Source organism: Rhodanobacter sp. GW835-FHT13D09, from assembly GCF_058793995.1.
The window spans coordinates 473,335-498,144 of the sequence record NZ_JBXAGL010000001.1 but is presented as its reverse complement, the minus strand read 5'-3'; the positions used below and the strand labels follow the sequence as shown (position 1 = coordinate 498,144).

At 67.8% G+C, this 24,810-nt stretch carries 19 protein-coding genes and 1 riboswitch; of the genes, 6 read left to right on the top strand and 13 right to left on the bottom strand.

Annotated features, from left to right (window positions below; all coding sequences use genetic code 11):
* Nucleotides 1-272: 272 nt before the first annotated feature.
* From AC1Q5A_RS02295 to AC1Q5A_RS02255, 9 genes are all read right to left on the bottom strand, one after another.
* Complete coding sequence (locus AC1Q5A_RS02295; RefSeq protein WP_492697845.1) at nt 273-1,145, bottom strand: DUF3800 domain-containing protein; 873 nt, start codon at nt 1,143-1,145, stop codon at nt 273-275.
* Nucleotides 1,146-1,462: 317 nt separating this feature from the next.
* Nucleotides 1,463-2,872, bottom strand: coding sequence for a M20/M25/M40 family metallo-hydrolase (locus AC1Q5A_RS02290; RefSeq protein ID WP_492697844.1), 1,410 nt, complete (start codon nt 2,870-2,872; stop codon nt 1,463-1,465).
* Between the two features lie 241 nt (nt 2,873-3,113).
* Complete coding sequence (locus AC1Q5A_RS02285) at nt 3,114-6,047, bottom strand: TonB-dependent receptor (protein WP_492697842.1); 2,934 nt, start codon at nt 6,045-6,047, stop codon at nt 3,114-3,116.
* A gap of 197 nt (nt 6,048-6,244) precedes the next feature.
* Nucleotides 6,245-8,374 carry an elongation factor G gene (gene fusA / locus AC1Q5A_RS02280; protein ID WP_492697841.1) on the bottom strand — a complete coding sequence of 710 codons (2,130 nt, stop codon included), beginning with the start codon at nt 8,372-8,374 and terminating at the stop codon, nt 6,245-6,247.
* A gap of 98 nt (nt 8,375-8,472) precedes the next feature.
* Nucleotides 8,473-9,135 (bottom strand): M24 family metallopeptidase, encoded by a 663-nt coding sequence (locus AC1Q5A_RS02275; RefSeq protein WP_492697839.1) that lies wholly within the window; start codon nt 9,133-9,135, stop codon nt 8,473-8,475.
* Nucleotides 9,136-9,148: 13 nt separating this feature from the next.
* A complete protein-coding gene (locus AC1Q5A_RS02270) occupies nt 9,149-9,511 on the bottom strand; it encodes a DUF1304 domain-containing protein (RefSeq protein WP_492697838.1) in 363 nt (120 codons plus the stop codon).
* Between the two features lie 54 nt (nt 9,512-9,565).
* A complete protein-coding gene (locus AC1Q5A_RS02265) occupies nt 9,566-10,288 on the bottom strand; it encodes a 2OG-Fe dioxygenase family protein (RefSeq protein ID WP_492697837.1) in 723 nt (240 codons plus the stop codon).
* 41 nt (nt 10,289-10,329) lie between these two features.
* The gene (locus AC1Q5A_RS02260; RefSeq protein ID WP_492697835.1) at nt 10,330-11,343 is read right to left on the bottom strand and encodes a cysteine synthase A; all 1,014 of its coding nucleotides are present in this window, start codon (nt 11,341-11,343) and stop codon (nt 10,330-10,332) included.
* Nucleotides 11,344-11,519: 176 nt separating this feature from the next.
* Entirely contained in the window at nt 11,520-12,155 is a 636-nt protein-coding gene (locus AC1Q5A_RS02255; RefSeq protein ID WP_492697834.1) for a peroxiredoxin, read from the bottom strand.
* 146 nt (nt 12,156-12,301) lie between these two features.
* Nucleotides 12,302-12,417, top strand: a riboswitch (SAM riboswitch).
* A gap of 86 nt (nt 12,418-12,503) precedes the next feature.
* On the opposite strand from AC1Q5A_RS02255, the gene metX reads away from it, so the two are divergent.
* The 3 genes from metX to AC1Q5A_RS02240 all read left to right on the top strand — a co-directional run bounded on the left by metX (nt 12,504) and on the right by AC1Q5A_RS02240 (nt 15,936).
* Complete coding sequence (metX, locus tag AC1Q5A_RS02250) at nt 12,504-13,535, top strand: homoserine O-succinyltransferase MetX (RefSeq protein ID WP_492697832.1); 1,032 nt, start codon at nt 12,504-12,506, stop codon at nt 13,533-13,535.
* A gap of 134 nt (nt 13,536-13,669) precedes the next feature.
* Complete coding sequence (gene metB / locus AC1Q5A_RS02245; RefSeq protein ID WP_492697830.1) at nt 13,670-14,857, top strand: cystathionine gamma-synthase; 1,188 nt, start codon at nt 13,670-13,672, stop codon at nt 14,855-14,857.
* Nucleotides 14,854-15,936, top strand: a complete 1,083-nt coding sequence (locus AC1Q5A_RS02240) for a homoserine dehydrogenase family protein (RefSeq protein WP_492697829.1) — start codon at nt 14,854-14,856, stop codon at nt 15,934-15,936. The genes metB and AC1Q5A_RS02240 overlap by 4 nt, the downstream gene beginning before the upstream one ends.
* Before the next feature lie 21 nt (nt 15,937-15,957).
* Here the strand turns inward: AC1Q5A_RS02240 and AC1Q5A_RS02235 are convergent, their stop codons facing one another.
* On the bottom strand, nt 15,958-16,656 hold the full coding sequence (locus tag AC1Q5A_RS02235; RefSeq protein WP_492697828.1) for a CDGSH iron-sulfur domain-containing protein: 699 nt from the start codon (nt 16,654-16,656) through the stop codon (nt 15,958-15,960).
* Between the two features lie 124 nt (nt 16,657-16,780).
* Nucleotides 16,781-17,380, bottom strand: a complete 600-nt coding sequence (locus AC1Q5A_RS02230; protein WP_492697826.1) for a YceI family protein — start codon at nt 17,378-17,380, stop codon at nt 16,781-16,783.
* 233 nt (nt 17,381-17,613) lie between these two features.
* On the opposite strand from AC1Q5A_RS02230, the gene AC1Q5A_RS02225 reads away from it, so the two are divergent.
* A complete protein-coding gene (locus AC1Q5A_RS02225; protein WP_492697824.1) occupies nt 17,614-19,200 on the top strand; it encodes a hypothetical protein in 1,587 nt (528 codons plus the stop codon).
* Between the two features lie 52 nt (nt 19,201-19,252).
* Here AC1Q5A_RS02225 and AC1Q5A_RS02220 read toward each other — a convergent pair whose 3' ends face one another.
* Both AC1Q5A_RS02220 and AC1Q5A_RS02215 read right to left on the bottom strand, forming a co-directional pair.
* Nucleotides 19,253-20,917 (bottom strand): APC family permease, encoded by a 1,665-nt coding sequence (locus AC1Q5A_RS02220; RefSeq protein WP_492697821.1) that lies wholly within the window; start codon nt 20,915-20,917, stop codon nt 19,253-19,255.
* Between the two features lie 268 nt (nt 20,918-21,185).
* The gene (locus tag AC1Q5A_RS02215) at nt 21,186-24,125 is read right to left on the bottom strand and encodes a DEAD/DEAH box helicase family protein (protein ID WP_492697818.1); all 2,940 of its coding nucleotides are present in this window, start codon (nt 24,123-24,125) and stop codon (nt 21,186-21,188) included.
* Nucleotides 24,126-24,210: 85 nt separating this feature from the next.
* Here AC1Q5A_RS02215 and AC1Q5A_RS02210 point away from each other — a divergent pair, with 85 nt between their 5' ends.
* Together AC1Q5A_RS02210 and AC1Q5A_RS02205 are read left to right on the top strand one after the other, a co-directional pair.
* Nucleotides 24,211-24,492, top strand: a complete 282-nt coding sequence (locus AC1Q5A_RS02210; RefSeq protein WP_492698105.1) for a type II toxin-antitoxin system RelE/ParE family toxin — start codon at nt 24,211-24,213, stop codon at nt 24,490-24,492.
* A gap of 12 nt (nt 24,493-24,504) precedes the next feature.
* A complete protein-coding gene (locus AC1Q5A_RS02205; RefSeq protein ID WP_492697816.1) occupies nt 24,505-24,810 on the top strand; it encodes a HigA family addiction module antitoxin in 306 nt (101 codons plus the stop codon).

The following is a 24,810-nucleotide window of genomic DNA, read 5'->3' as shown; positions in this document are numbered from 1 at the left end:
ATCCTGCCCGGCAAGTCCGTGAGCCAGGGCCGGGCTTTTCGAACGGGCCTCCTGCCCGTGCGAAAAGGAGTCGACCTCCTATCGACTCCCGCTGCGCGGCCTGTCGTCCCCGACTCACCGCCGCACAGGGGTCCCAGTAGAGCAGCGCGCCATCCTGGCCCGCACTCGGTGCGCCACCGCTGCGCGGTGGCGGAAAAGCCGATCGCCAGGGCCTGTGTTTCGGACGCCATTCGCGAGTGTGCGAATGTCTCAGTTCGGCCAGAAGCAGCTGCTCAAAAGTGCCCTCTGGCCCGAGTTTCCTCAGTCCTTACTTGGAACATGAGGGCAGGGCCTCGCTTCTCAATCGCGTCGTGAACCGTGATCCCGCCGCGTTGCTTCGGCCCGTCGTAGAACCTGTAAGTCATCGCCTTCAGGCGGTTTGCATAGCGCTCGCGTAGCAGATGATCCTTCACTTGCACATGGACACTCTTGATATGTCCAACGCAGTAGGTGCTTGTGGCCATGGGGTACAGGATGGCCGAGCAGAGGAGGTCCGTGATCTGCAAAGGCGCATGGTTTTCGCTATGTCCGAATGTAGGCATTTCAACTATACGGGGGTACGCATCACCGCCCTGCCTAAATTTTTGAGTAAAGATCGAGTGCGCGACCATCGAGTTCAACGCCGCCGTTCGATGGTCTGCGACGATCATGCCCTGTCGATTCTGTGACTCCAGCAAATGCTGGAATACTTCGCACACGGCCTGCATGGATGCCGTGTAAACCCGGCGCCCCGGAAACGGTGAACCTGGTGCCTTGATGTACATACGTGCGACTAGCTTGGCGTCGCAGTCTTCCAACAAACCAAGAACCCCGTCAATGAATCGAAATACTGCGCGAACGCGATTTCGATTCTTGTTGCGCACGTCCCCGCGAAGATCCGAACCCTTGATCTCATGCTTCACGATGTCGAGCCAGTGCTTTGCGCGAGATGATCCGCGAATCTTGGGGTTGAACTCCAATTTCAGGCGCATAAACCTCTCGGTGAGGTTATGCAAATTTTCCTGCGGGATCATCAGGCCGGCGAGCACGAGTGCTGGCTGCACCTGGGAGGTCGCTGACGGTAACATGCCGGGACATCCCGCCTCATCAACGTAGCAAATGTGCACCGAAATTTTCCCCCCAGAAACAACTAAGGCCGCTTGCGCGGCCTTAGGATTTGTCGCCCGGTATTCCCGGTTCGACTACCGATGCTCTTGGCATCTGGTTGCGTATGTTCCGAGGCGGCTCCCGCCTTGTCAACCAATAAATTGAATAGTTATTGAATCGCCAACCTAGAAAGCATCACTGGAAGATTTGTTATTTTTAGAAATTTCAATAAGTTATAGAATTTATAGGCTATGGCAGTACGCTGCGCTGACAGCGCAGCGTACTGCCATAGGGCGTGATCTTTTGTATGCCCGAATTGCTTTGAGCGTCAGCCCTCTCACTTCGCCAGCCGGGTCAGCACCCGATGCCAGAACTCCAGCCCGGCGGCCACTTCCGACGCCGGCAGCTTTTCGTTGAGGCCGTGGGCGAAGGTGTCGTCGGGTTTGGTGAAGGCGGCATCGATGCCGTAGCTGGGCACGCCGGCGTTGCGGAAGTACATGCTGTCGGAGGCGCCGGCGGACATGCCGGGCACCACTTCCACGCCGGGGTAGCGCTGGTGCACGGCGTCGGTGACGGCGGCGATCACGTCCTGGCGCAGCGGCGAGGCGGGGCTGGCCACCGGCGGGGGCTGCAGCATGGTGACGCTGGCGGACTTGTCGTCGATCACCTTGACCAGCGTGTCGCGCACGTTGGCGACCGGCGTGCCCGGGAAGATGCGGCAGTTGATGTTGACGCTGGCGCTTTGCGGCAGTGCGTTGAGTGCATGGCCGCCGTTGAGCATGGTCGCCACGCAGGTGGTGCGGATCTGGCCGACGTAGGCGGGGTCGGCGGAGAGGGTGGCCGCGGCGGCGGCATCGTCGGGGTGGGCGGCGAACTGCGTCATCGCCGCGCCGAGCGGGCCGGGGGTGTGGGCGCCGAGCGCACGCAGCGAGGCTAGCGTGATCTCGTTGCTCTGCGGCGGGAACTGGTAGCCGGCGACGCGGTCGATGATGCGCGCCAGCCGATAGATCGCGTTGTCCGCGGTGGGTTCGCTGGAGTGTCCGCCGGGCGACGTGAGGCTGATCTGGAAGTCCGCATACGTCTTCTCGGCGGCCTGGATCTGGTACAGCGCGGGCTTGCCGGTGTCGGGGTTCAGGGTGCCGCCGCCGGCGTCGGCGTTGAGCAGGAATTCGGCGTCGTGGTAGCGCTTCGCCAGCTCGCGGGTCGAGGCCATCGCGGTCTCCTCGTCGCCGGACAGCAGCAGGATCAGGTCGTGGCGCGGCTTGAAGCCCTCGCGCTTGAGCCGGATCAGCGTTTCGACCAGCACCACCACCGCGGTTTTCATGTCGGCGGTGCCGCGACCGTAGAGGTAGCCGTTCTCCTCGATCAGGGTGAACGGGTCGCGGGTCCAGTCCTTGCGCTTTGCCGCCACCACGTCCATGTGCCCGGACAGCAGGATCGGCTTGCCTTCACCGGTGCCGCGGTAGCGCGCCACCAGCGCGGCGGTCTCGCCCACCGGGATGATCTCGACGTCGCCGGCGGGGATGCCCGCGGCCTTGAGCTTGTCCGCGAGATAGGCCGCCAGCACCGGCACCTGGTGCTCGCCCTCGACCGTGGGGATGCTGATGGCATGCTTCAGCATGGCCATGGTTTCGGGTAGCGCCCCGGCGGTGGTGTCGGCCATGGTGTTGGCGTGTGCCAACCCGATGCCGGCGCAGAAGACCAGCATGGCTGCCGCCGCGGAGCCGAGTGCTCGTGGTGTGCTCATTCGAATTTCCCTGTGCGTGTGCTGAACGATGCCCGAGTATGCGCGACGGCCCGCGTGCTTGCATCTGCCGCGCTGGCGGCCGGCATGCGGAGATCCGCGACGGCACCGTCCTGGTCGGGGTGGGTTGATCGGGTATGGCCACGATGGTCCCGGGCGAACATCTTTCCGCGTGGCGGGCGCCCAATGAAAAACCCGGGGATCGCTCCCCGGGTTTCATGGCTTTCGCGTCGCTGCGGGTCGCCTACAGCTTGTAGTTCAACCCCAGCATCACCGTGCGGCCCCAGGTGTCGTATTCCAGCGGGCGCGCCACCTGCACGTTGTTGGGCAGGCCGGAAACCTGCACCGTCTTGTCCGGCGTGTTGGTGAGGTTGCTCACCTGCAGCAGCAGTGAGAGGCCGTTCCAGCGGCCTTCGGAGAACGCATAGCCGAGCTGGAAGTCGGTCTGCTTGTTGGCCAGCACCTTGGTGTAGCCGAGCTGGTCGAACAGCGCCACCGCCTCGCCGGTGAAGGACGAGCGGTAGCGCTCGGCCACGCGCACCGACCAGCCGTACTTCTCGTAGTACAGCGCGAGGTTGGCGACCTTGCGCGACAGCCCGGGCAAGGTGGCCGGACCGCCGGGGATCGAGGAGATCGAGCTGGTCGGGATCGAGCTGTTGGTCAGCGAGAAGTTGGCCTGTACGCCGAAGCCGTCCAGCGCGCTCGCCAGCAGGCCGCCTTCCAGCGCGCCGGAAAGCTCCAGGCCGTCCATCTTGCCGCCGGTGCCGTTGGCGGGGCGGGTGAACGAACCGATGTTGCTGGTCGGGGTGAGCGTGGGGTTGTCGTTGGTGTAGTGCGAGAAGTCGTAGTTCAGCGTGGTCTGGTTGTAGATGTAGTTCAGCAGGTTCTTGTGGAAGCCCGCCACGGCGAGGTAGCTCGACTTGCCGAAGTAGAACTCATAGGAGAGGTCGGTGCCGACCGCCACGTACGGCCTCAGCTTCGGGTTGCCGCCGCTGCCGGACCACAGCACCTGGCCAGCGGCGGGGCCGTCCTGAATCTTTGACACGCCGGCGGAGGTGGCCACCTTCTCGTCGTCGATGCGCCCGCGCGCCATGGTCTTGGCGAAGCCGAAGCGCAGGTACTGGCGGTCGGTGAGCTGGGCCACCAGGTTCAGGCTGGGCAGCACCTTGTTGTACTTGGCGCCGTCGCTGATGCGCCCGACCAGGGTGTCGCCGTTGGTCTGCAGCGCCTGCGACGACTGGTCGGTGCGCACGAACTGCACGCCCACGTTGCCGCGCAGCGGCACGCTGCCCAGCGTGGTGTCGATATTGAGCTTGACGTAGGCGACCGGCACCTTCTCCTTCACGGAGTAGTTGCGGCTCCAGTCGCCCTGGCCATTGCGCTGGGTCAAGTAGAACTGGTTGGTCAGCGCGGCCAGCACGTCGTAGCTGAGCACGCCGGGGATGCCGCCGTAGCCGAGCGAGGTCGGCGCCCACAGGTAGGCCGGGTTCACCGGCGCGCTGAAGTGGTTGTTATAGGTGCTCTGGGTGGAGCCGTTGCCGTTGAGCCAGGCAAAGTCCACGTTGGCCTGCTTGGTCTTGGTGCGCTCGGAGTAGTCCGCGCCGAGCGTGAAGTCGCTGAAGATCCAGCCCAGCGGGTGGCTCACCTCCATGCGTACCGCCTTGATGGTGTCCTTCTGGTGGTCGAGTTCCTGGCGACCGTTGTAGCCGTAGCCGTCCGGGTCGGTGAAGACCACCTTGGAGGGATCGGCCAGGTTCACGCCCGGGTTGAACCAGGGATAGCCGTTGCCGACCGGGGTGCGGAAGTCGACGGTGGTGAACGCGCCGCCGGCCAGGCCGGTGAACAGGTAGGCGTCGTGCAGTTTCTTCTTCGCGCTGGAGTAGGAGAGGTCGGCGGTGGCCGCCCAGCCGTTGCCGAAGTCGTACTGGTTGTTCCAGCCGGCCGAGAACAGCTTGTCGTGTTCCTTGGTGTACTCGTTCTGCAGGATCGGCGCGATGCCGCTGATCGTGCCGGAGGTGACCACCGGGTAGGGTTGCGCCGGCGTGACGCCGACGTTGGAGTAGCTGATGTTGTCCCACGGGTTGCTGGACCACTGCGCGCCGTTTTTGAATGTCTTGTCGCCGAAGCTGGAGTAGTACAGGTCCAGCGTGGAGTGGTAGTGGTCGCCCGGCGCCCATTCCAGCACCGTCATCAGGCCGCTGCGCCGCTGGCGCATCGACTGCGCACGCAGCTGCATGCCTTCCTGCGAGATCACGTTGTCGGGCAGCCCCGGCGTGTGCGGCGCGCCCCAGTTCTGCTCGGCGCCGGCGCTGCCGTTGTCCACGCTCCACCACCAGGCCTGGTACTGCTTTTCCTGGATCGGCGAGTCGAGATGGGCGAAGCCCACCGCGATGCCCAGGGTGTGGTCGAGGAACTGGTCGATGTAGGAGATGCTGGCGCGGTGGCCCATGTCGCCCACGCCGCCCGGGTTGAGGTCGCCGTTGGTGGTGTGCTCGCCGCGCAGGTTGACCGCGAAGGCGCGGTTGGGCAGGTCCAGCGGGTGGATCGTGTGCAGGTCGACGGTGCCGGACAGGCCCTGGCCGATCAGGCTGGCGTCGGGCGTCTTGTAGATCGCCGCGCCGCTGATCAGCTCGGACGGGTACTGGTCGTATTCCACGCCGCGGTTCTCGCCGACCGTGGCCTGCTCGCGCCCGTTCAGCGTGGTGCCGGCGAAGTCGGGCGACAGGCCGCGGATCGAGATCATGTTGGCGCGGCCGTTCAGACGCTGGGTGGCCAGGCCCGGCACGCGCGACAGGCTCTCGGCGATGCTGGCGTCGGGCAGCTTGCCGATGTCCTCGGCCGAGATCGCCTCGATGATGTCGTTGGAGCTCTGCTTGGCCTTCAGTGAATTCTCGATGCTGGCGCGGATGCCGGTGACGACGACGGCGTCCAGGTTGCTCACCCTGTTCTCGGATTTCCTGTTCTTCTTGTCGGTGGCGTCGGCCTTCTTGGCCGCGGGTGCCGTCTGGGCGCCGGTTGGGGTGGATGCCTGGTCCTGCTGCGTCGGTGCCTGCTGGGCCGACGCGGCCCCGGCCACGATCAGGCCGAACAGGGCGGCGGTGCAGGCGACGGCCAGTGGCCGCTGACGGTGGCGGACAGGCCGCGCAAGCAAATCCGAATGCGTGCGTTGTGAATTCATGGTGACCCCTACTGGAATGGTGGGCGCCCCCCGGCACCCGGATGCAGGCGATGCGCTCCTGCGGGCGACCAGTATGCTACCGCTCGCCGGGCGCAGGGTGTGCCCTGTCGTTTTTCTTCAGTACAGGATGAGTGGAGTCGCCATGGCGGCCCGCGCTGGCGATCGTCGTGCGGGTGGTTTCCCGAAGAGGCGAGGGTCTACTTCGCCTCCTTCTCCATCAGCTTGTCCACCATGCCGGCCGGCACGTCCTGGTAGTGGTCGAACTCCATGCTGAAGGTGCCGCGGCCGCGGGTGGCCGAGCGCAGGAAGTTGATGTAGCCGAACATCTCGGCCAGCGGCACGAAGCCCTGCACGAACGCCGAGCTGCCTTTCTGGCCCTGGTCGCTGACGCTGCCGCGGCGGCGGTTGATGTCGCCGATGACGTCGCCGAGGTAGTCCGCCTCCATCACCACCTCGAGCCGCATGATCGGCTCGAGCAGTTTCGGCTTGCTGAGCTTCTGCGCCTCGCGGAAGCACTGGCGGGCGGCGATCTCGAACGCCAGCGCGGACGAGTCGACGTCGTGGTATTTGCCGTCGATCAGGCGCGCCCTGAAGTCGACCACCTCGTAGCCGGCGACCTGGCCTTCCTGCGACTCGGTCTTCACTGCGTGCTCGACTGCCGGGATGTATTCGCGCGGTACGCGGCCGCCGACCACCTCGTCGGAGAACACCACGCCCGAGCCCGCTTCGCCCGGTTCGAAGATCATGGTGACTTCGGCGAACTGGCCGCTGCCGCCGGTCTGCTTCTTGTGCGTGTAGGTGTGCTCGATGGTCTTGCCGAACGCCTCGCGGAAGCTGACCCGTGGCTTGCCCATGGTCGCTTCCACGCCCAGTTCGGTGCGCATGCGGTCGATGGTCACCTCCAGGTGCAGCTCGCCCATGCCCTTGAGCACGGTCTCGCCGGTTTCCTGGTCCACCTCCAGCTTCAGCGACGGGTCGGCCTTGACCATCTTGTAGAGCGCGGTGGACAGCTTGTCGACGTCGTTGCGGTTCTTCGGCTCCACCGACACGCTGATCACCGGCTCCGGGAAGCGCATGCGTTCCAGCAGCGCGGGGTGCGCCGGGTCGGCCAGCGAATCGCCGGTCTCGGTGTCCTTCAGCGAGACGAATGCGCAGATGTCGCCGGCGCGCACCTCGTCGATTTCCCGGGTGTCGTCGGCCTGCACCTCGACGATGCGGCCGATGCGCTCCTTCCTGCCGCGGGTGACGTTGAGCAGGGTGTCGCCCTTCCTGATCACGCCCGAATAGATGCGGCAGAAGGTGAGTGTGCCGAACTGGTCGTTGATCACCTTGAACGCCAGCGCGCGCGCCGGCGCGTCGTCGGTCACCGCCTGCTCGCCGATGACGTGGCCATCCTCGTCGACCAGCGCGATGCCACCGTTCTCGCCCGGCCAGGGCAGGTAGTCGACCACCGCGTCGAGCAGCTGCTGCACGCCCTTGTTCTTGTACGACGAGCCGCACAGCACCGGCACCAGCGCGCCGCTGACGGTGCCCTGGCGGATGCAGCGCTTCAGCACGGCCGGATCGAACCCGCCGGTGTCCAGCAGGCGCTCGAAGGCGTCATCGTCCAGCGCCAGCGCGGTTTCCAGCAGGTCCTGGCGCAGCTTCGGCAGGTCGGCGATCCACGCGTTGTCGGCGCTGGCGCCGAACGTCAGGCGATCCTTCAGCTGTTCCAGCGGCACGGTCTCCCACACGCTGTCCTTGTCGTCGGAGGCCCAGAGGTAGCCCACGCCCGCGACCAGGTCGGCCATGCCGACGAACTCGTCGCTGCTGCCCAGCGGCACCTGGCACAGCAGCACGTGGGCGCCCAGGCGCTCGCGGATGCCCTTCACGCAGTGCGCAAAGTTCGCGCCGATGCGGTCCATCTTGTTGACGTAGCACAGCCGCGGCACCTTGTACTGGTCGGCCAGGCGCCAGTTGGTCTCGGTCTGCGGCTCCACTCCGGCGACGCCGTCGAACACCACCACGGCACCGTCCAGCACGCGCAGCGAGCGGTTCACCTCGATCGTGAAGTCGACGTGCCCGGGCGTGTCGATCACGTTGATCTGGTGGCCCTTCCACTCCGCGGTCACCGCCGCCGACTGGATCGTGATGCCGCGCTTGCGCTCCTGCTCCATGTAGTCGGTGGTGGTGGAGCCCTTGCCTTCCTTGGTGTCGTGCACGTCGACGATCTGGTGCTTGCGCCCGGTGTAGTACAGCACGCGTTCGGTGGTGGTGGTCTTGCCCGCATCGATGTGCGCGATGATGCCGATGTTGCGGTACAGGGTCAGGGCTTTCTTGCGGGCCACGGGCGGGACTCCGGGAAGAGCTGCGCAAAGGCAGCGAGGGGACCGTTCAGATGCTGTCCTTCGCGGGCTTTTTCAATGAGTGCCTGCTTCCTGGCGGGCTACGTCGACAGCAGGTCCTCGTGGAACGCGCCGAACGGTTCCGTCGGATGCGCGATCTGGATTTCCAGTACCCACAACCCGCTCGATGGCGACGCCGCCAGCTCGCCGAGGTCGCCACCCTGGTGGATCGAGTGCGGGAAATCGCCGACCCGGTGGCCCTTGATCGCGTGGTTGAGCCGCCAGCCCATCGCCGCGGCGCGCTCGCCGGCGAACGCATACAGCGCCTGCCCGCTCAGCCCCCGCGAACGCCACGCCGCCGCGACTTCGCCGAACAGCGCGCGCGCCGCCTCCGCGCAGGCCTGCCGCTGCGGCGCGTGGCCGACCACGAAGGTGTCGCCCGCGTCGCCCTCGTGGCCGTCGAAGACCAGGCCGAGGTCGATGAAGTAGCTGTCGTTCTCACCCAGCCGCACGCCGGGGTCGGAGCGCTGCCGGTAGGTTTTCACGGTGTTCGCGCCGATGCGGATGATCACCGGGTGCCACAGCCGCTCGACACCCAGCTCGCGAAATACGTCGGCCGCTTCGAGCCTGGCCTCGTCCTCGCTGATGCCTGGCCGCATGCGCGCGCGGATGCCGTGCAGCACGTCCCAGGTTCTTTCGCGGGCGCGCTGCATCAGGGCGGGGTCGAAGCGCTGGCCGACCGCTTCGCGTGAGGGCGTGGTCATGAGTGTCTGCCGGTCAGGCCAGATGGATCAGCACCAGGGCGATCGCCGCCGGCAGGGCCTGGAACAGCAGGATCTTCCGGGCTGCGGTCAGCCCGCCGTAAATACCGGCGATCACCACGCAGGCGAGGAAGAACAACTTGACGCTGAAGCCGGCGCCGCCGTTGCCGAGCAGCAGGCCCCAGACCAGGCCGGCGGCGAGGAAGCCGTTGTAGAGACCCTGGTTCGCGGCCAGCGCCTTCGACTGCTCGGCGAATTCCGCCGTGGTGCCGAATGCGCGGCGGCCGGAGGGTCGCGTCCACAGGAACATTTCCAGGATCAGGAACCAGACGTGCAGCAGCGCAATCAACGCGATCACGATGTTGGCAGCGACGGACATGCGATCTCCCGGAGCGGAGGTGAGTCAGCGCAAGCATAACGCAGTCGCGCTGGCTCAGGCGGACCTGAACGTCACCACCAGCACGTCGCGGTGCGCCGGCTGCTGCGGGTCGAACGGCGTGACCGGAGTGACGCCGTGGAACACGCGGTGGTCGTCGACCAGCGCCGCGTCGAAGGCGTGGGCGAGGGTGAAGCTGCCCAGCTCGCGGCCGTCCGGCGCATGGATGGTGGTGGTGCCGCGCTCGATGTTCTCGCGGTCGATCAGCAGCACCAGCACGTAGTCGACGCCGTCGCGGTGCACGCCTTCGGGGGTCGGTTCGCCGGCCTCGTCCGCGCGCGCCTCGATGCGGAACTGGTGCACCTCGATGTGCCAGTGGCGGATGGCCGGGGCCAGCGCGCCGAAGCAGTCGCGGCAGAAGGCGAGGATGCGGCGCAGGCTGGCGCCGTCGGCGATGGCCGGCAGCACCGGCTCGAACCAGCGCTGGATGTCGCCCTGCAGCGGGTTGTACGCGAGGCTCTGGTAATGCGGCTGGTGCGCCTCGCGGCGGAGGCCGCCGTCGGCATCGGCGGAGAACGTGGCATGCCGGCGACGCCGGTGGCGGCCGCTGGCGGCGAGGTAGGTGTCCGGCGCCAGGTCGTTCCAGCTGGCGACGAACGCGGGCCAGTCGCCCAGCGTCGGCGCGTCCAGCAGGTGGCGCATGATGTCGGCGGTGACGAAGGCGAAGCCGTCGCGCTGCAGCCGGTCGTGCAGTGCGGACGTGTCGGGGCGGGGAGTCATCCGGTTACGTTAGCAGGACGCGGGCGAAGCGGCGCCCGTTCCTACGGGAAGGCCGTTGCCAGCCAGTCCGGTACCGGGATGTTTTTCTGGCGCAGGAACGCCGGGTTGAACAGCTTGGCCTGGTAGCGCGTGCCGGCGTCGGCGAGCACGGTGACGATGGTGTGGCCGGGGCCGAGTTCGCGGGCGAGGCGGATCGCGCCGGCCAGGTTGACGCCGCTGGAACCGCCGGTGCACCAGCCTTCCTCGGCCAGCAGGCGGTGCAGCAGCGGCACCGACTCGTCGTCGGGGATCGACCAGGCCAGGTCGATCGGCGCGCCGTCGAAGTTCGCGGTGACCCGGCTGGAGCCGATACCTTCGCTGATCGAGTTGCCGCTGGCGACCAGCTCGCCGGTGTTGACGTAGCTGGCCAGCGCCGAGCCGGCCGGGTCGGCCAGCGCGATGCGCACCTGCGGATTGCGCGCCTTCAGCGCGCGCCCCACGCCGGCCAGGGTGCCGCCGGTGCCGGCGGCGCAGACGAAGCCGTCGACGCGGCCGCCGGCATCGTCCCAGATCTCCGGCCCGGTGCTGGTCTCGTGCCAGTCGCGGTTGGCGGTGTTGTCGAACTGGTTGGCGAACCATGCGCTGCCCGGCGCGGCCGCGTTCGCCGCCTCGGCGTGGGCGCGGGCCTGGTGCGCGTAGTGGTTCGGGTCCTTGTAGGCCACCGCGGGCACCAGCCGCACCTCGGCGCCGGCGATGCGCAGCGCGTCGATCTTCTCCCGGCTCTGCGTGTCCGGCATGAAGATGGTGGTGCGGTAGCCGCGGCTGGCGCCGAGCAGGGCGAGCCCGATCCCGGTATTGCCGGCGGTGCCCTCGACGATGCGGCCGCCGGGGCGGATCTGCCCGCGCTGCTCGGCATCCAGCAGCAGGCCGAGCGCGGTGCGGTCCTTGATCGAGCCGCCGGGGTTGAGGAACTCGGCCTTGGCCAGGATCTCGCAGCCGGTCAGGGCGGAGGCGTGGCGCAGGCGCAGCAGCGGGGTGCGGCCGACGGTGGCGGAGAGGTCAGGCTGGATGCTCATGGGCGAGGGTGTTGAGGAGAGGCGTGAATTGTGCTCCTCCCCCTGCTTGCAGGGTGAGGTTGGCGACCGAAGGGAGTCCTTCAGGTGAGGGGGTGGCTTTTGACCTGGGCTTCAGGATCAAGAGCGAATCCCTCCCCAGCCCTCCCCTGCTTGCAGCAGGGGAGGGCGCGCGATGCTCAGGCCTGCGGCGCGGGCACCAGGCGCAGGTAGGACTTCAGCGTTTTCCAGCCGCCGGGGTAGAGCTTCTTCGCGTCGTCGTCCGAAACCGAGGGCGCGATGATCACGTCGTCGCCCGGCTGCCAGTCCACCGGGGTGGTCAGTTTGCGGCCGTCGGTGAGTTGCAGCGAGTCGAGCACGCGCAGCACCTCGTCCACGTTGCGGCCGGCGCTGGGTGGGTAGGTGAGCACCAGGCGCACCTTCTTCTGCGGATCGATCACGAACACCGAACGCACGGTGACCTTGGGGTCCGCCTTGGGGTGGAACATGCCGTATTGCTTCGCCACCTCCAGCGCCGGGTCGGCCAGCAGCGGGTAGTTCAGCGCGACGCCGCCCACGTCCTCGATGTCCTTCGCCCAGCCGTGGTGGTCGGCCACCGAGTCCACCGACAGGCCGAGCAGCCGCGTGTTGCGCGCGTCGAACTCGGCCTTGCGGCCGGCAAACGCGCCCAGTTCGGTGGTGCACACCGGGGTGAAGTCCTTCGGGTGCGAGAAGAATACCACCCAGCGGTCGCCGGCATAGTCGTGAAAGCGGATCGGCCCCTCGGTGGAGTCGAGGGTGAAGTCGGGGGCGGTGTCGCCCAGTTGCAGGCTCATGGCGGTCTCCGTGGGGAATGTTGCGGTAGGCCGAGCTTTGTCCCGTCGCCATGCCATCGACAAATGATGTGATCGAATAAACATATATGTGTCTAGACGTTTAGACGTCTATTGACAAGGCATGGCGGCAGGTATCACTATCTGCCCACTCATCGAGACCGGCTGAGGGACAGGCCCTTTGAAGCCGGGGCAACCTGCGGAGCGCTTCCGCCACGGTGCCAACTCCTGCGGGGATGCTGCGGCATCCACCGGAAGATGGGCGTCGTCCGGCTCGCGGCAGCTCCCGCCAAACCGGTACCGACGACCCTTCCGGTCCCGCGCAGGGCGATGCCGACCGGAGAGAGTTTCATGACGTTGCTGCCCGAAACCCGCCGTACCGAAGCCCGCCAGGCCGCCTGCGCCGCCGTTGCCGAGCCGGCGTACGTGCGTTCGCCGCTCACCGCCCAGCGCAGCACCCGCCGGTTGCGGCTCAGCCCGAAGTACGGCAGCGGCCCGCGCGAGGTGGAGGTGGATTACCTGTGGTGCGGTGCGCCGGGCGCGCCCACCGTGATCGTGCAGGGCGGCATCTCGGCCGATCGCGACGTCACCGCGCTGGACGGCGGCGCGGCGCCGGGCTGGTGGCAGGCGTTGGTCGGCACCGGCGCGGCGATCGACCTGGAGCGCTGGCGCGTGCTGTCCATCGACTGGCTCAGCCTGGACCGGCTCGGCACCGGCTCGGTCTCCAGCGAGGACCAGGCCGACGCGCTGGCTGCCTTGCTCGGCGAGCTGGGCATCGCGCAGGCACATGCCTTCGTCGGCTCCTCCTACGGCGCGATGGTGGCGCTGGCGTTCGCCGCGCGGCATCCGCGCAGCGTCGGGCGCCTGCTGCTGCTGGCCGGCGCGCACCGGCCGCATCCGCTCAGCACCGCGCAGCGCAGCGTACAGCGCGGCATCGTGCGGCTGGGCCAGGCCAGCGGCCAGGCTGATGCGGCGCTGGCGCTGGCGCGCCAGCTGGCGATCACCACCTACCGTGGCAGCGCCGAGTTCGGCCGGCGCTTCGCCGGCGGGCCGGAGTGGCGCGAGGAGCGCTTTCACTTCCCGGTCGAGGACTACCTGGCGCACCAGGGCCGGCGGTTCGTCGAACGCTTCGATGCGGATCGCTTCCTCGCGCTGTCCGAGTCGATCGACCTGCACGACGTGCAGCCTGAGCGGATTCCCGTCCCGGCCACGCTGATCGGCTTCCCCTCCGACCGGCTGGTGCCGCTGGCCGACCTGTGCGAACTGCAGCGCCGCCTGCATGGCCCGGCCACGCTGGAGGTGGTCGAATCGCCGTACGGCCACGACGCCTTCCTGAAAGAACCCGAACAGCTCGCGCCGCTGCTGCGCGAAGCGCTGGCCTAGCAGCGCGGGTCGGTTCGTAGGGCGGGCAGTGCCCGCCGCTTCCGAGCCATCCGCATCGTCGAAGAGCCGGCGGACAGTGCCCGCCCTACGCAAGAACCCGCATTCATCGACTGACGAAAGACCTGGAGATCGAGATGACCGAGCCCGCCCCCTGTACCCGCGCCGTACGCGCCGGCATCGAGAGCGACACCCAGCACGGCGCCGTGGTGCCCGCGCTGCACCTGTCGACCAACTACAGCTTCGCCGGCTTCGGCCGCAAGCGCGCGTACGACTACTCGCGCAGCGGCAACCCCACCCGCGATCTGCTCGGCGAGGCATTGGCGGACCTGGAGCAGGGCGCCGGCGGGGTAGTGACCTCCAGCGGCATGTCGGCGGTGGCGCTGGCGCTGGAGCTGGTGCCGGCCGGCGCCACCGTGCTGGCGGCGCACGACTGCTACGGCGGCACCTGGCGGCTGCTCGATGCATGGGCGAAGAAGGGCCGCTTCAAGGTCGAGTTCGCCGACCTCACCGACAGCGCGGCGCTGGCCGCCGGCCTGGCGAGGAAGCCGGCGCTGGTGTGGGTGGAGACGCCGTCGAACCCGCTGCTGCGGATCACCGACATCCGCCATGTGGCGCAGGCGGCGCACGCGGTGGGCGCCCTGCTGGTGGTGGACAACACGTTCCTGTCGCCGGCGCTGCAGCAGCCGCTGCTGCTCGGCGCCGACGTGGTGGTGCACTCCACCACCAAGTACATCAACGGCCACAGCGACGTGGTCGGCGGCGCGGCAGTGGCGCGCGACGCGGCGCTGGCCGAGCAGCTGAAGTGGTGGGCCAACTGCAATGGCCTTACCGGCGCGCCATTCGACAGCTACCTCACCCTTCGCGGCCTGCGCACGCTCGGCGTGCGGCTGCGCCAGCACCAGGAGAATGCCGCACGCATCGCCGAACGGCTGGACGCGCACGCCGCCGTGCGCAAGGTCTACTACCCCGGCCTGGCCAGCCACCCCGGCCATGCGTTGGCGGCACGCCAGCAGCAGGGCTTCGGCGCGATGCTGAGCTTCGAGCTGGACGGCGACGTGGCGCAGATCGAGGCGTTCGTCAACGGCTTGCAGTATTTCTCGCTGGCCGAGTCGTTGGGTGGCGTGGAAAGCCTGATCGCGCACCCGGCCACGATGACCCATGCCGCGATGGCGCCGGAAGCGCGCCGCACCGCCGGCATCGCCGACAGCCTGCTGCGGCTGTCGGTGGGCATCGAGGACGGCGACGACCTGCTGCGCGACCTCGACGCGGCGCTGCTCCGCGCCACGGCGGCAGGAAAGTCCAAACGCCGGGTGCTTGCATGAGCGCGGTGCTGGCCGAGCGCGAGACGGGCACCGCGAACAAGGCATCCTCCACCATCGCGATCGTGCTGCTCGGCACCGGCGTGGTCGGCGGCGCGTTGCTGAAACTGCTCAACACCGCCGCCGCGGGTTCGCTGCGGCTGGTCGGTGCGGCGAACTCGCGGCGCCAGCAGACCGACCCGGCCAGCCTGGCCCGGCGCAACCTGCGCGAGCAGCTGAACCAGCACGGTGTCCCGCGCGACAACGCCAGCCTGCTCGCCGCGCTAGACGCCAGCGACGCTGTGGTGAAGGTGATCGTCGACGCCACCGCCAGCGCGACGCTGGCCGCGCGTCACGCCGAGTGGCTGGCGCGCGGCTACCACGTGGTCACCGCGAACAAGGCGCTGGCCGGCGGCGAACTCTCCGGCTGGCGCGCGCTGCAGGCGGCGCTGGCGAATGGCGGCCGCTACGGCGACTCGGCCACGGTGGGCGCCGGCCTGCCGGTGCTGTCCACCCTGCGTCGCTTGCGTACCTGCGGCGACAGCCTGCTCACCCTGGAAGGCGTGTTCTCCGGTTCGCTGTCGTGGCTGTTCAACCAGTACGACGGCAGCCGTCCGTTCTCCGAGCTGCTGTGCGAGGCGCGCCAGCTCGGCTATACCGAACCCGATCCGCGCTCGGACCTGTCCGGCGAGGACGTGGCGCGCAAGCTGCTGATCATCGCCCGCAACGCCGGCTTCGCGCTGGGCACCGACGAGGTGCAGGTGGAGGGCCTGGTGCCCGAGTCGCTGCGCGAACTGGACACCGAGGCGTTCCTGGCAAGGCTGGCCGAACTCGACGCACCGCTGGCGGCGCGCCATGCCGAGGCGAAATCGCGCGGCTGCGTGCTGCGCTTCCTGGCCCGGCTCAATCAGCGCGGGCATGCCCGCGTCGGCCTGGCCGAAGTGCCGCTCACCCACCCGGCCGCGCGGCTGTACGGCACCGACAACCAGTTCGCGCTCACCACCACCCGCTACTACGCGCAGCCGCTGGTGATCCAGGGTCCGGGCGCGGGTCCGGAGGTGACCGCGCAGGCGCTGCTGGGCGACGTGCTGGCACTGGCTTGAGCCCGTACGGGCCGACACTGTTCATTCGCTGTCGCTGAATCCGATCGATGCATGCGTGCCGTCGCAGAACGGCTTGTTCCGAGACGCGCCACAGCGGCACAGGGTCATCCGGTTGCGTATTTCGTATACGAAGCCGTCGGCGCCGATCAGTTGCACGCCACCACGCAACCAGATCGGGCCGGAGCATTGCTGGGCAGGGTCCTCGATCAGGGCAATCGATGGCTCGAACGCGGGCTCGATCGGCTTGCCGGTCTCATTGTCCCAGGCCACCAGCCGCCCGGACGGGCAGGCGCAGGTCTGGCTGACGAAGTGCTTGCCGGCCGCGGGCTGGTCGGATTCGCCGACGAGGTTCCACACCTTGCCATGCGGGTCGCAGAAGCGCGCGAACGCGCACAGGCCCTCGACGTCGGTGAGCGACATGGTCGGGCCGCGGATGACTTCAGCCTGATCGAGATACGGCTCGCGGCTCGCCGTTTCGCCGCCGTCGAATCCGATCTTGGCGTGCGTGCCGTCGCAGAACGGCTTGCTCGCGCTGTGGCCGCAGCGGCACAACGCATATTGCTCCTGCGCGGGGTACTGCCGCCCCTTGTCCCAGCTTGTCGACTCGCCCTCTTCGTTGGTGCCGATGGTCTGCTGGTGCAGAGGCAGCGCGCCGGAGACGAGATAGGGACCGTGCTTCGAAATCTTGACTCGCGCACCCACCGGCTTCTGCGGATTCATCTGACGCCCCTTGGCTGAACAATGTGAAGGCCACGATCCAGAAATCCACTGTACAACTTGTATCTTGGTGGGGCAGTCATTCGAAATGCAAAGCGCGCGGTACGTGGCGCTGGCCCGAGGCGACTCAGGTGGCGGGCACGGCGATCGCCTCGACCTGGATGCGCAGCGTCACCGTCATGCCGAAGCCGTAGGCCTTGCCGGCGTCCATGCCGAAGGCGTCGCGCTGGAACGTCGCCAGCGCATCGGCGCCGCAGAGCTCCTGCTTCAGCAGCGGATGCGGCATGCACTTGAAGCTGTTGATCTTCAATTGCAGCGGGCGGGTCACGCCGTGCAGGGTGAGCGTGCCGTCCACCCGGGTCGGCTTGCCGTCGACGAAACCGGCGAGGCGGCCCTGGTAGATGGCCTGCGGATACTCCGCCGTGTCGAACAGCTCCTTGTCCTGCGCCTTCCGGTTCAGCTGCTCCTGGCCGAAGTCGGCGCTTTTCATGTCCACCACCACCTCGACCGTCCCGGTGCCGGCGGCCTTGTCCAGGGTCGCCGTGCCGCGGCTGTGGTTGAACTTGCCGCGCCACACCGACAGGCCGCCGAGGTGGTCGGCCTCGAAGCTGGGGTAGGTGTGGTCGGGGTCCAGCCGGTACTTCACCTCGGCGGCGTTGGCGGCGGTCAGCGACAGCAGGGCGAGCAGGCCGAGGGCGTGGAGGCTGGCGCGGGTCGTGGACGGCATGGGCGGTTTCCTTGCGTGGCAGGAGGGTCTGCGGGAGCGACGAATCGGGCGCCGCGATTTCGACAGTGCCATGCGCCGGGTGCTCGCCATCATCCCGTATTGCGTCGCTGCGCGGTTGCCGCCAATGTCCGGATGTCCACATCCAGGAGAGACGACTCGATGAACTCCCGTTCGCCGGCGCCGCCGGCATCCTCGCACGGCGGCTGCGCGATCGGCCCGGGCGGGCCGCGCGCATGAGCGCCTCAGCCAACCGCTGGCTCGCCCCCGGCGACCTCAACGGCTTCCTCGGCCTGCTGGTGGACAACCTGTCCATCATGGGCTTTCTCGCCGCGGCGCTGATCGGCCTGTTCGGCTTTCCCGCGGACGTCGTGTTCCTGCGCATGTTTCCCGGCACCGCGCTGGGCGTGCTGCTGGGCAACCTCGCCTATACCGCGATGGCGCGCCGGCTGGCGCGGCGCCGCGGCCGCGACGATGTCACCGCGATGCCGCTGGGGCTGGATGCGCCGACCAGCATCGGCATGGCGCTGCTCGTGCTCGGCCCGGCCTTCCTCGGCTTCAGGCAGGGCGGCATGGACGAACACGCCGCGGCGATCGCCACCTGGCAGCTGGGCATGGCCGCACTGGTGGTGATGGGCGTGCTGAAGTTCGTGCTGTCGTTCTTCGGCGCGATGGTGCAGCGGCATGTGCCGCGTGCCGGCCTGCTCGGTTCGATCGCCGGCATCGCGCTGGTGCTGATGGGCTTCCTGCCGCTGGTGGAGATCCTCAAGCTGCCGGTGGTGGGGTTCGCCGGGCTCGGCGTGGTGCTGTACGCGCTGGTGGCGCACGCGCGGATGCCGTTCGGCCTGCCCGGCGTGCTGGTGGCGTTCGTGCTCGGTGCGCTGCTGTACTACGGGCTCGGCGCGCCGGGCTGGCTGGGCGCGGGCTACCACGCGCCGGCGGCGTGGCAGTGGCGTTTCGCGCTGCCGTGGCCGACGCTGCAGTGGGTGGGCGGGCTGGCGTACATCGTGCCGTACCTGCCGCTGATCCTGCCGTTCGGCCTGTTGATGGTGGTCGGCGGGATCAACGTCACCGAGAGCGCGCGCGCCGCCGGCGATGATTATTCCACCCGCGACATCCTGCTGGTCGAGGCGCTGGCCACGCTGGCCGCCGGCTTCTGCGGCGGCGTGGCGCAGACCACGCCGTACATCGGCCAGCCCTCGTACAAGGCGATGGGCGCGCGCAGCGGCTACACCCTGCTCACCGGCATCGTGGTCGGGCTGGGCGGCGTGTTCGGCTATCTGTCGAACCTGGTCGAGCTGCTGCCGCTGCCGGTGCTCGCGCCGATCCTGGTGTTCGTGGCGATCGGCATCACCGTGCAGGCGTTCGAGGCGACGCCGATGCGCTACGCGGCGGCGGTGGTGTTCAGCTTCTTCCCGGCGATCGCGCGGATGCTGACGATCAAGCTCAGCGACCCGACCTACATCCCGCCGGAGCAATTCGCCCGGCTGTTCAACGACGGCACGCACGGCATCTCCGAGCTGGCGGTGATCACCGTGCTGGGCAACGGCTTCATCATCACCGCGATGGTCTGGGCCAGCTTCGTGGTGGCGCTGATCGACCATCGCCCGCGACGCGCCGCGCTGATCCTGCTGCTGGGCGGCGCGCTGAGCCTGTTCGGGGTGATCCACTCGGTGCAGCCGTCCGGCGGCATCTACCTGCCGTGGCTGCTCGATGCGGCCTCGCGCGGCATCGTGTGGCAGTTTGCCGGGGCCTACGGAGTGCTGGCGGCCGTGCTGGTGTTGTTGTCGCTGGGCGGCCGCGAGCGGGCGACCGCTCGCTGAAAACGAAAACGCGCGGCTCGTCGCCGCGCGTTCGTGTCGATCGAGGGGCCGCTCAATGCCCGCTGATGCGCTCGGCGGCCCGTTCGTCCGGCGGTACCAGCGGCGCGTCCGGGTGGGCGTGCGCCTCCAGCTCGGCCGCTTCCACCGACGGCGTGCGCCAGCCGGATTTCACACCCCACAGGTAGAACGCCAGGCCGATCACCGCCACCACCACCAGGTCCCAGCCGTAGGACAGGTAGCCCTTGCCGCCGAAGGTGGTGCTGCCGGCCCAGGAGACGAACGCCAGCGTGGGCAGGTAGAACACCAGCCACCACGCACCCTTCATCTGCCGGCCGAAGTCGTGCCAGCCGGACTTGGCCTGGTAATAGAAATACACCGGCAGCGCGACCACCATCAGCAGGATGATCTCGCCGGTCAACGGCCAGCGCGCCCAGTACAGCAGCTCGGTGGACATGACGAAGGCGACGCCGGCCAGCAGCGGCAGGCCGGCGAGGCGCAGCGGGCGGTGCAGGCCGGGCGCGGTGCGGCGCAGGGTCATCACGCTGACCGGGCCGGTCAGGTAGGAGATGATCGTGGCCACCGAGATCACCGCCGCCAGCGAACCCCAGCCGCGGAAGAAGAACAGGAACAGGAACGACACCGCCAGGTTCACCCACATCGCCGGGCGCGGCACGCCCCACTTCGGGTGGATGCGGCCGAGGATCTTCGGCAGCGTGCCGTTGCGCTCCATGCCGTACAGCATGCGCGCGGTGGTGGCGGTGTAGGTCATGCCGGTGCCGCTGGGGCTGATCACCGCGTCGATGAACAGCAGCGTGGCCAGCCACTGCAGGCCGAGGATGATCGCCAGGTCGGCGAACGGTGAGCTGAAGTTGATGCCGTGCCAGCCCACGTTGGCCAGCATCTCGCGCGGCACCGCGCCGATGAACGACACCTGCAGCAGCACGTAGACCACCGTGGCCAGCGCGATCGAGCAGACGATCGCGAACGGGATGCTGCGGCCCGGGTTGCGCGCCTCGCCGGCCAGGTTCACCGGGCTCTGGAAACCGTTGAAGCTGAATACGATGCCGGCGATCGCCACCGCGGTGAGCACCGAGGCAAAGTCGGTCGAATGCATCTCGCCGTGGATGCCGACGCTGAAATTTTCCGGGTGGAAGCCGCTCATCATCAGCAGCACCGCGGTGAGCGCGGGAATCACCAGCTTGAACAGCGTGATCGCGGTGTTCGAGCGCGCGAACAGCTTCACGCTCCAGAAGTTCAGCAGGAAATACGCGATCACCAGCGCCGCGGCGATCAGCAGGCCGTTGGTGCTCAGCTCGCCGTGGCCGCCGGGCACCTGGTGGTACAGGTCCTTCGCCCATTGCCATTTCCACGACGACATGTACTGCGCCGACGCCTCCGCCTCGACCGAGATCACCGAGACGATCGCGATCCAGTTCGCCCATGCCGCGATGAAACCCACCAGCGAACCGTGCGAGTAGTGGCCGTAGCGCACCATGCCGCCGGACTCGGGGAACATCGAGCCGAGTTCGGCGTAGGTCAGCGCGATGGCGAGAATCACCGCCGCGCCGATCACCCAGGCCCAGATCGCTCCCGGCCCGGCGATCTGCGCCGCGCGCCACGCGCCGAACAGCCAGCCGGAGCCGATGATCGAGCCCAGGCCGGTGAGCATCAGGGCGAACGGGCCGACGTCGCGGCGGATGGGGCTGGCTTGGGACATGGAAGCTCCTGCGGAGGGCGTCTGGATGCGCCAAAAGAGGCCGATGGTTGCAGAATTGCCTGCTCCCCGCCACCTGCCAGCGGTCACGCCATCTTCTGGCCGTCGTAGGGCGGGCACCGCCCGCCAGCTTTCGCTTCAAGCCGCAGGGCGGCCACGGCCCGCCGGCTTTCGCTTCAAGCGGGCGCGGAGCGGCGGGCGGTGCCCGCCCTACCAGGCTGTCGGCGCCTGTAGACTTCTTCTCGATTGCAAGCAGGAAGGGAGCGCAGCGTCAAAGCGCCAGGCCGCCCTGCGATTGCGCCGTCGGCGCCGCGCGAGCCCGCGAGAACGCCAGCAACTCGCCCAGTCGGGCGCCTTTCTCCCTCCAGTCATGGAACAGCGACTCGCCGACCAGCGCGTAATGCCACACGCGCCCGTCGCGCTGCTCCGGCTCCAGCGCGTTGATCCGCTCGCACCAGGTGGTCGCGGCCTTCAGCTTGCGCTGCACGTTCGGGTGGCTGACCTGCTGCTGCGCCTTGGTCTCGACCAGGTAGATCGCGTCGGCCGTGCGCACCAGGAAGTCGGGGATGTACAGCGCCGGCATGCCGTCGTCCTTGACGTAACGCAGCCGCACGAAGTCGTGCCGGTTCTCGCTGATCTTGCAGAATGCCTCCACGCCGGCGTCGGCCTGCGCCCATTCGATGAAGGCGCGTTCCAGCCCGCCGCTGCGGATGGGGTAGGGCAAGCGCGTGTAGATGCACTTGGACACTTCCAGCGAAGCGCTCTCGCGCACCATCAGCTTGCTCACTTCCGACAGCCGGCGATGGCGCACTTCGGTGCTGCCGGTGGTGGTGTGTTCCTCGGCATGCACCAGTGCCAGCCCGAAGATGCGCACGATATGCTCGATCACCGGCAGCAGCAGCAACAGCCGCCAGCCCTCGTCCTTGAATGGCTCGAACGCTTCGCCGAACAGCCGCTCGCGGATGTAGTCGTCCAGTGCGGTCGCCAGCGCGGCGGTATTCATCTGCAGATAGGGGCGATCCAGGTGGGGCGAAACCTTGTTGCCCTTCGGCAGCGGATGGTTCAGCGCCTGGCTGACCCGCCGGGTCAGCCGCGACAGCAGTTCGTTGTAGCCGCTGACGTTCATCGCCGCGCCGTCGACGCGGTAGTCGCCGAACAGCGTGCTGCTCTGCAGGTCCTGCGAGGTGAAGGTGTCGCCCTTGCCGAGCAGTTCGGCCAGTTTCGCGCGGCTCATCAGGGTGAACGGCGGCAACGTGGCGACGTCGATCGGCAGGTGTTCGACGCTTTCGTCCGCCTCGCGCAGGATGAACGGGATGGCGAAGTCGTACGTTTCGTAGCCCTCGCGCAACTCGGCGGCAATCAGGTCGCCGGTGCTGCTGCCATCGTCGTCGTCGCCGGTGCTGCCGACCAGGCCCGCGGCCATCAACTCGTCGTAGAAACCCTGGAACGCCGGATGCTCGACAATCGAGAGGATGTCGATCAGCGAACCCGGCTCCTCGCCGTGGTTGATCCGCTCGCGGTTCTCACGCTTGATGTCGGCGTATTCCGGGTCGCGCCACATCAGCCGCAGGCCGCGGCCGATGGTCTGCTCCAGCAGGATCTGCGCCTGGCTGGAACGCAGCGGCACGATCACGCAGATGTTGTTGACGTCGAAACCCTCGCGCAGCATCAGCACGCTGACGATCACCCGCGGCTGCGCATGCCGGTCCAGGTCGAACAGCCGCTGGCGCAGCGGCGCCCAGTCCTTCTCGCCCAGTTCGGCCTTCCTGCCCGAATCGACGGTGAGCACGTCCTGCTCGTGCAACCCTTCGTCGAGCAGGAACTGCGCGACCAGCGGCGATACGGAGGTGTCCTCGCACACCACCAGCATCTTCGGGTGGCGGACCGGGTCGAGCCGGGCGAAATCCGCCTCCAGCTTGCGCAGCTTCTGCAGGCCGGCGCGCAGCATCACGCGCTGGCCTTCGGCAAGCGTGATGTTGCCGTCGGCATCGCGCTCGGCCTTGAACTCCAGCGGCAGCGCGCCCAGCTCCTTGCGCTTGTCCAGCACCAGCGACTTCACCAGCCCAAGCCGCATCGCGTCCTTGAGGTCGAAATCGACCACGATGTGCGGAAAGTACCGCTTACTCTTCTTCTTGCCGCTGCCGACGTCGTTGTACGGCGTGGCCGAGAAATCCATCTGCACGAAGCGGCGGCTCTTGCCGGCGGCAATGATCGACAGGCTCTTCTGCCACTCGACCTCGCTGGTTTCGCCACCCGATTTCAGCTCGTGGATGTGGTGCGCCTCATCGTTGAACACCATCAGCTCGGGCAGGTCGGCAAGGTAGGAGAGCACGTTGCCGTGTGCCCAGCGCCGGTCGAGCACGTCGAGGCTGTTGCCGGCGGCGCGCCCCGGCGTCAGCGGCAGCACGTCGTAAGCCACGCGGGCGGCGTCGGCGACCATGCCGGGTGCATCGACCCGCCCGGCCTCGTCCTGTTCGATCTCCTCGCCGGCGTCGCTGAGCAGGTGCCAGTTGGTGATCGCGATCATGCCGTTGCCGGTGGCCTTCAGGCCGATCTCGGTCTTGGTGCATACATTGCCGCGCACGAACTGCGCGATGCGCTCGCGCCGCGCCGGCGGGGCGAACAGATCGGCGTAGCTGGCGATGTCGGAGCTGGCGAAATCGCGGCTCTTGTCCTCGTTCTCCTTGCCCAGGAACGCATCAAGCAGCCGCTCGTACACGATCAGCCCCGGCGCCACGATCAGGAAACGGCGGGTGAAGCGCGGGTCGTCGCGGCCCTTGTCCAGCGCCGCGGTCTTGTTCAGCAGCTGCCACACCAGCAGCGCCTGCAGCACCCAGGTCTTGCCGGTGCCGGTGGCCATCTTCAGGCAGTACTTCGGGTGGCCGTGCTTGTCCTGCGCCACGTCGGCCAGTCGCGTGCCTTCCAGCAGCGCCTCGGCGCAGACCTGCTCGTAGAGGTTCTTCAGGTTCGGGCTGTCCAGCACCTCGTGCGCCACGATCACGTTGAGGATCGCCTGGCGCTGGCCCGGATGGAAATTGAACGAGCGCGACTGGCACGCGTCCTCGCCGAACCACCAGCGCAGCAGTTCGGCGGTCACCGGCGTGACCAGCTCGTAGATATCGGCGATGCCCTGTTCCAGGCCGATGCACAGCTGCTCGGTGCGGCGGGTAAGGGCGGCGGCGAGCGCCATGGGATGGTTGGCGTCAGACATGGGCGCACTCCATCGGCTTGCACGGCGTAAACGGATTGTTTATGGTTGGCAGGCGAACATCGACCGTGCAGACAGGAGTCATCGGGTGATAAGGAGCTTCGCCGACAAGGAAACAGAGCGGCTGTCCGCCACTGGAACGAGCCGGCGGCTTCCGCCGGACCTCACGCGACGGGCGCGGAGTCGCCTGAAATACCTGCATTTCGCCACCTGTCCCGGAGACTTGCGCGAGCCGTTTTCCAACCGCCTGGAAATGTTGAGCGGCAATCGCGCGGGCCAATGGAGCATCCGCATCAATGATCAATGGCGGCTGTGCTTCCGTTTCGAGGGCGGCGACGCCTTCGATGTTGAAATCGTCGACTACCATTGAGGAATTAGAGCCGTGTCCAATCCCGCCATCACGAACGGCCTGCCGCCCATTCATCCGGGCGAGCTTCTGGAAGAAATCCTGTCCGACCGTGGCTTGAGCCAGGCAGCATTTGCCCGGGCGATTGGCGTGTCGCCGATGCGCATTTCGCACGTGGTTCGCGAAGAGCGTCCTGTCACGGCCGAACTCGCTTTGCGCTTCGGTCGGGCCTTCGGCCAGAGCCCGCAATTCTGGATGAACCTGCAGACTGACTACGACCTCAGGCTCGCCGAGCGCGAACTGAAGACGAGTCTGCGGAAAGTTCAGCGACTGGCAGCCTGA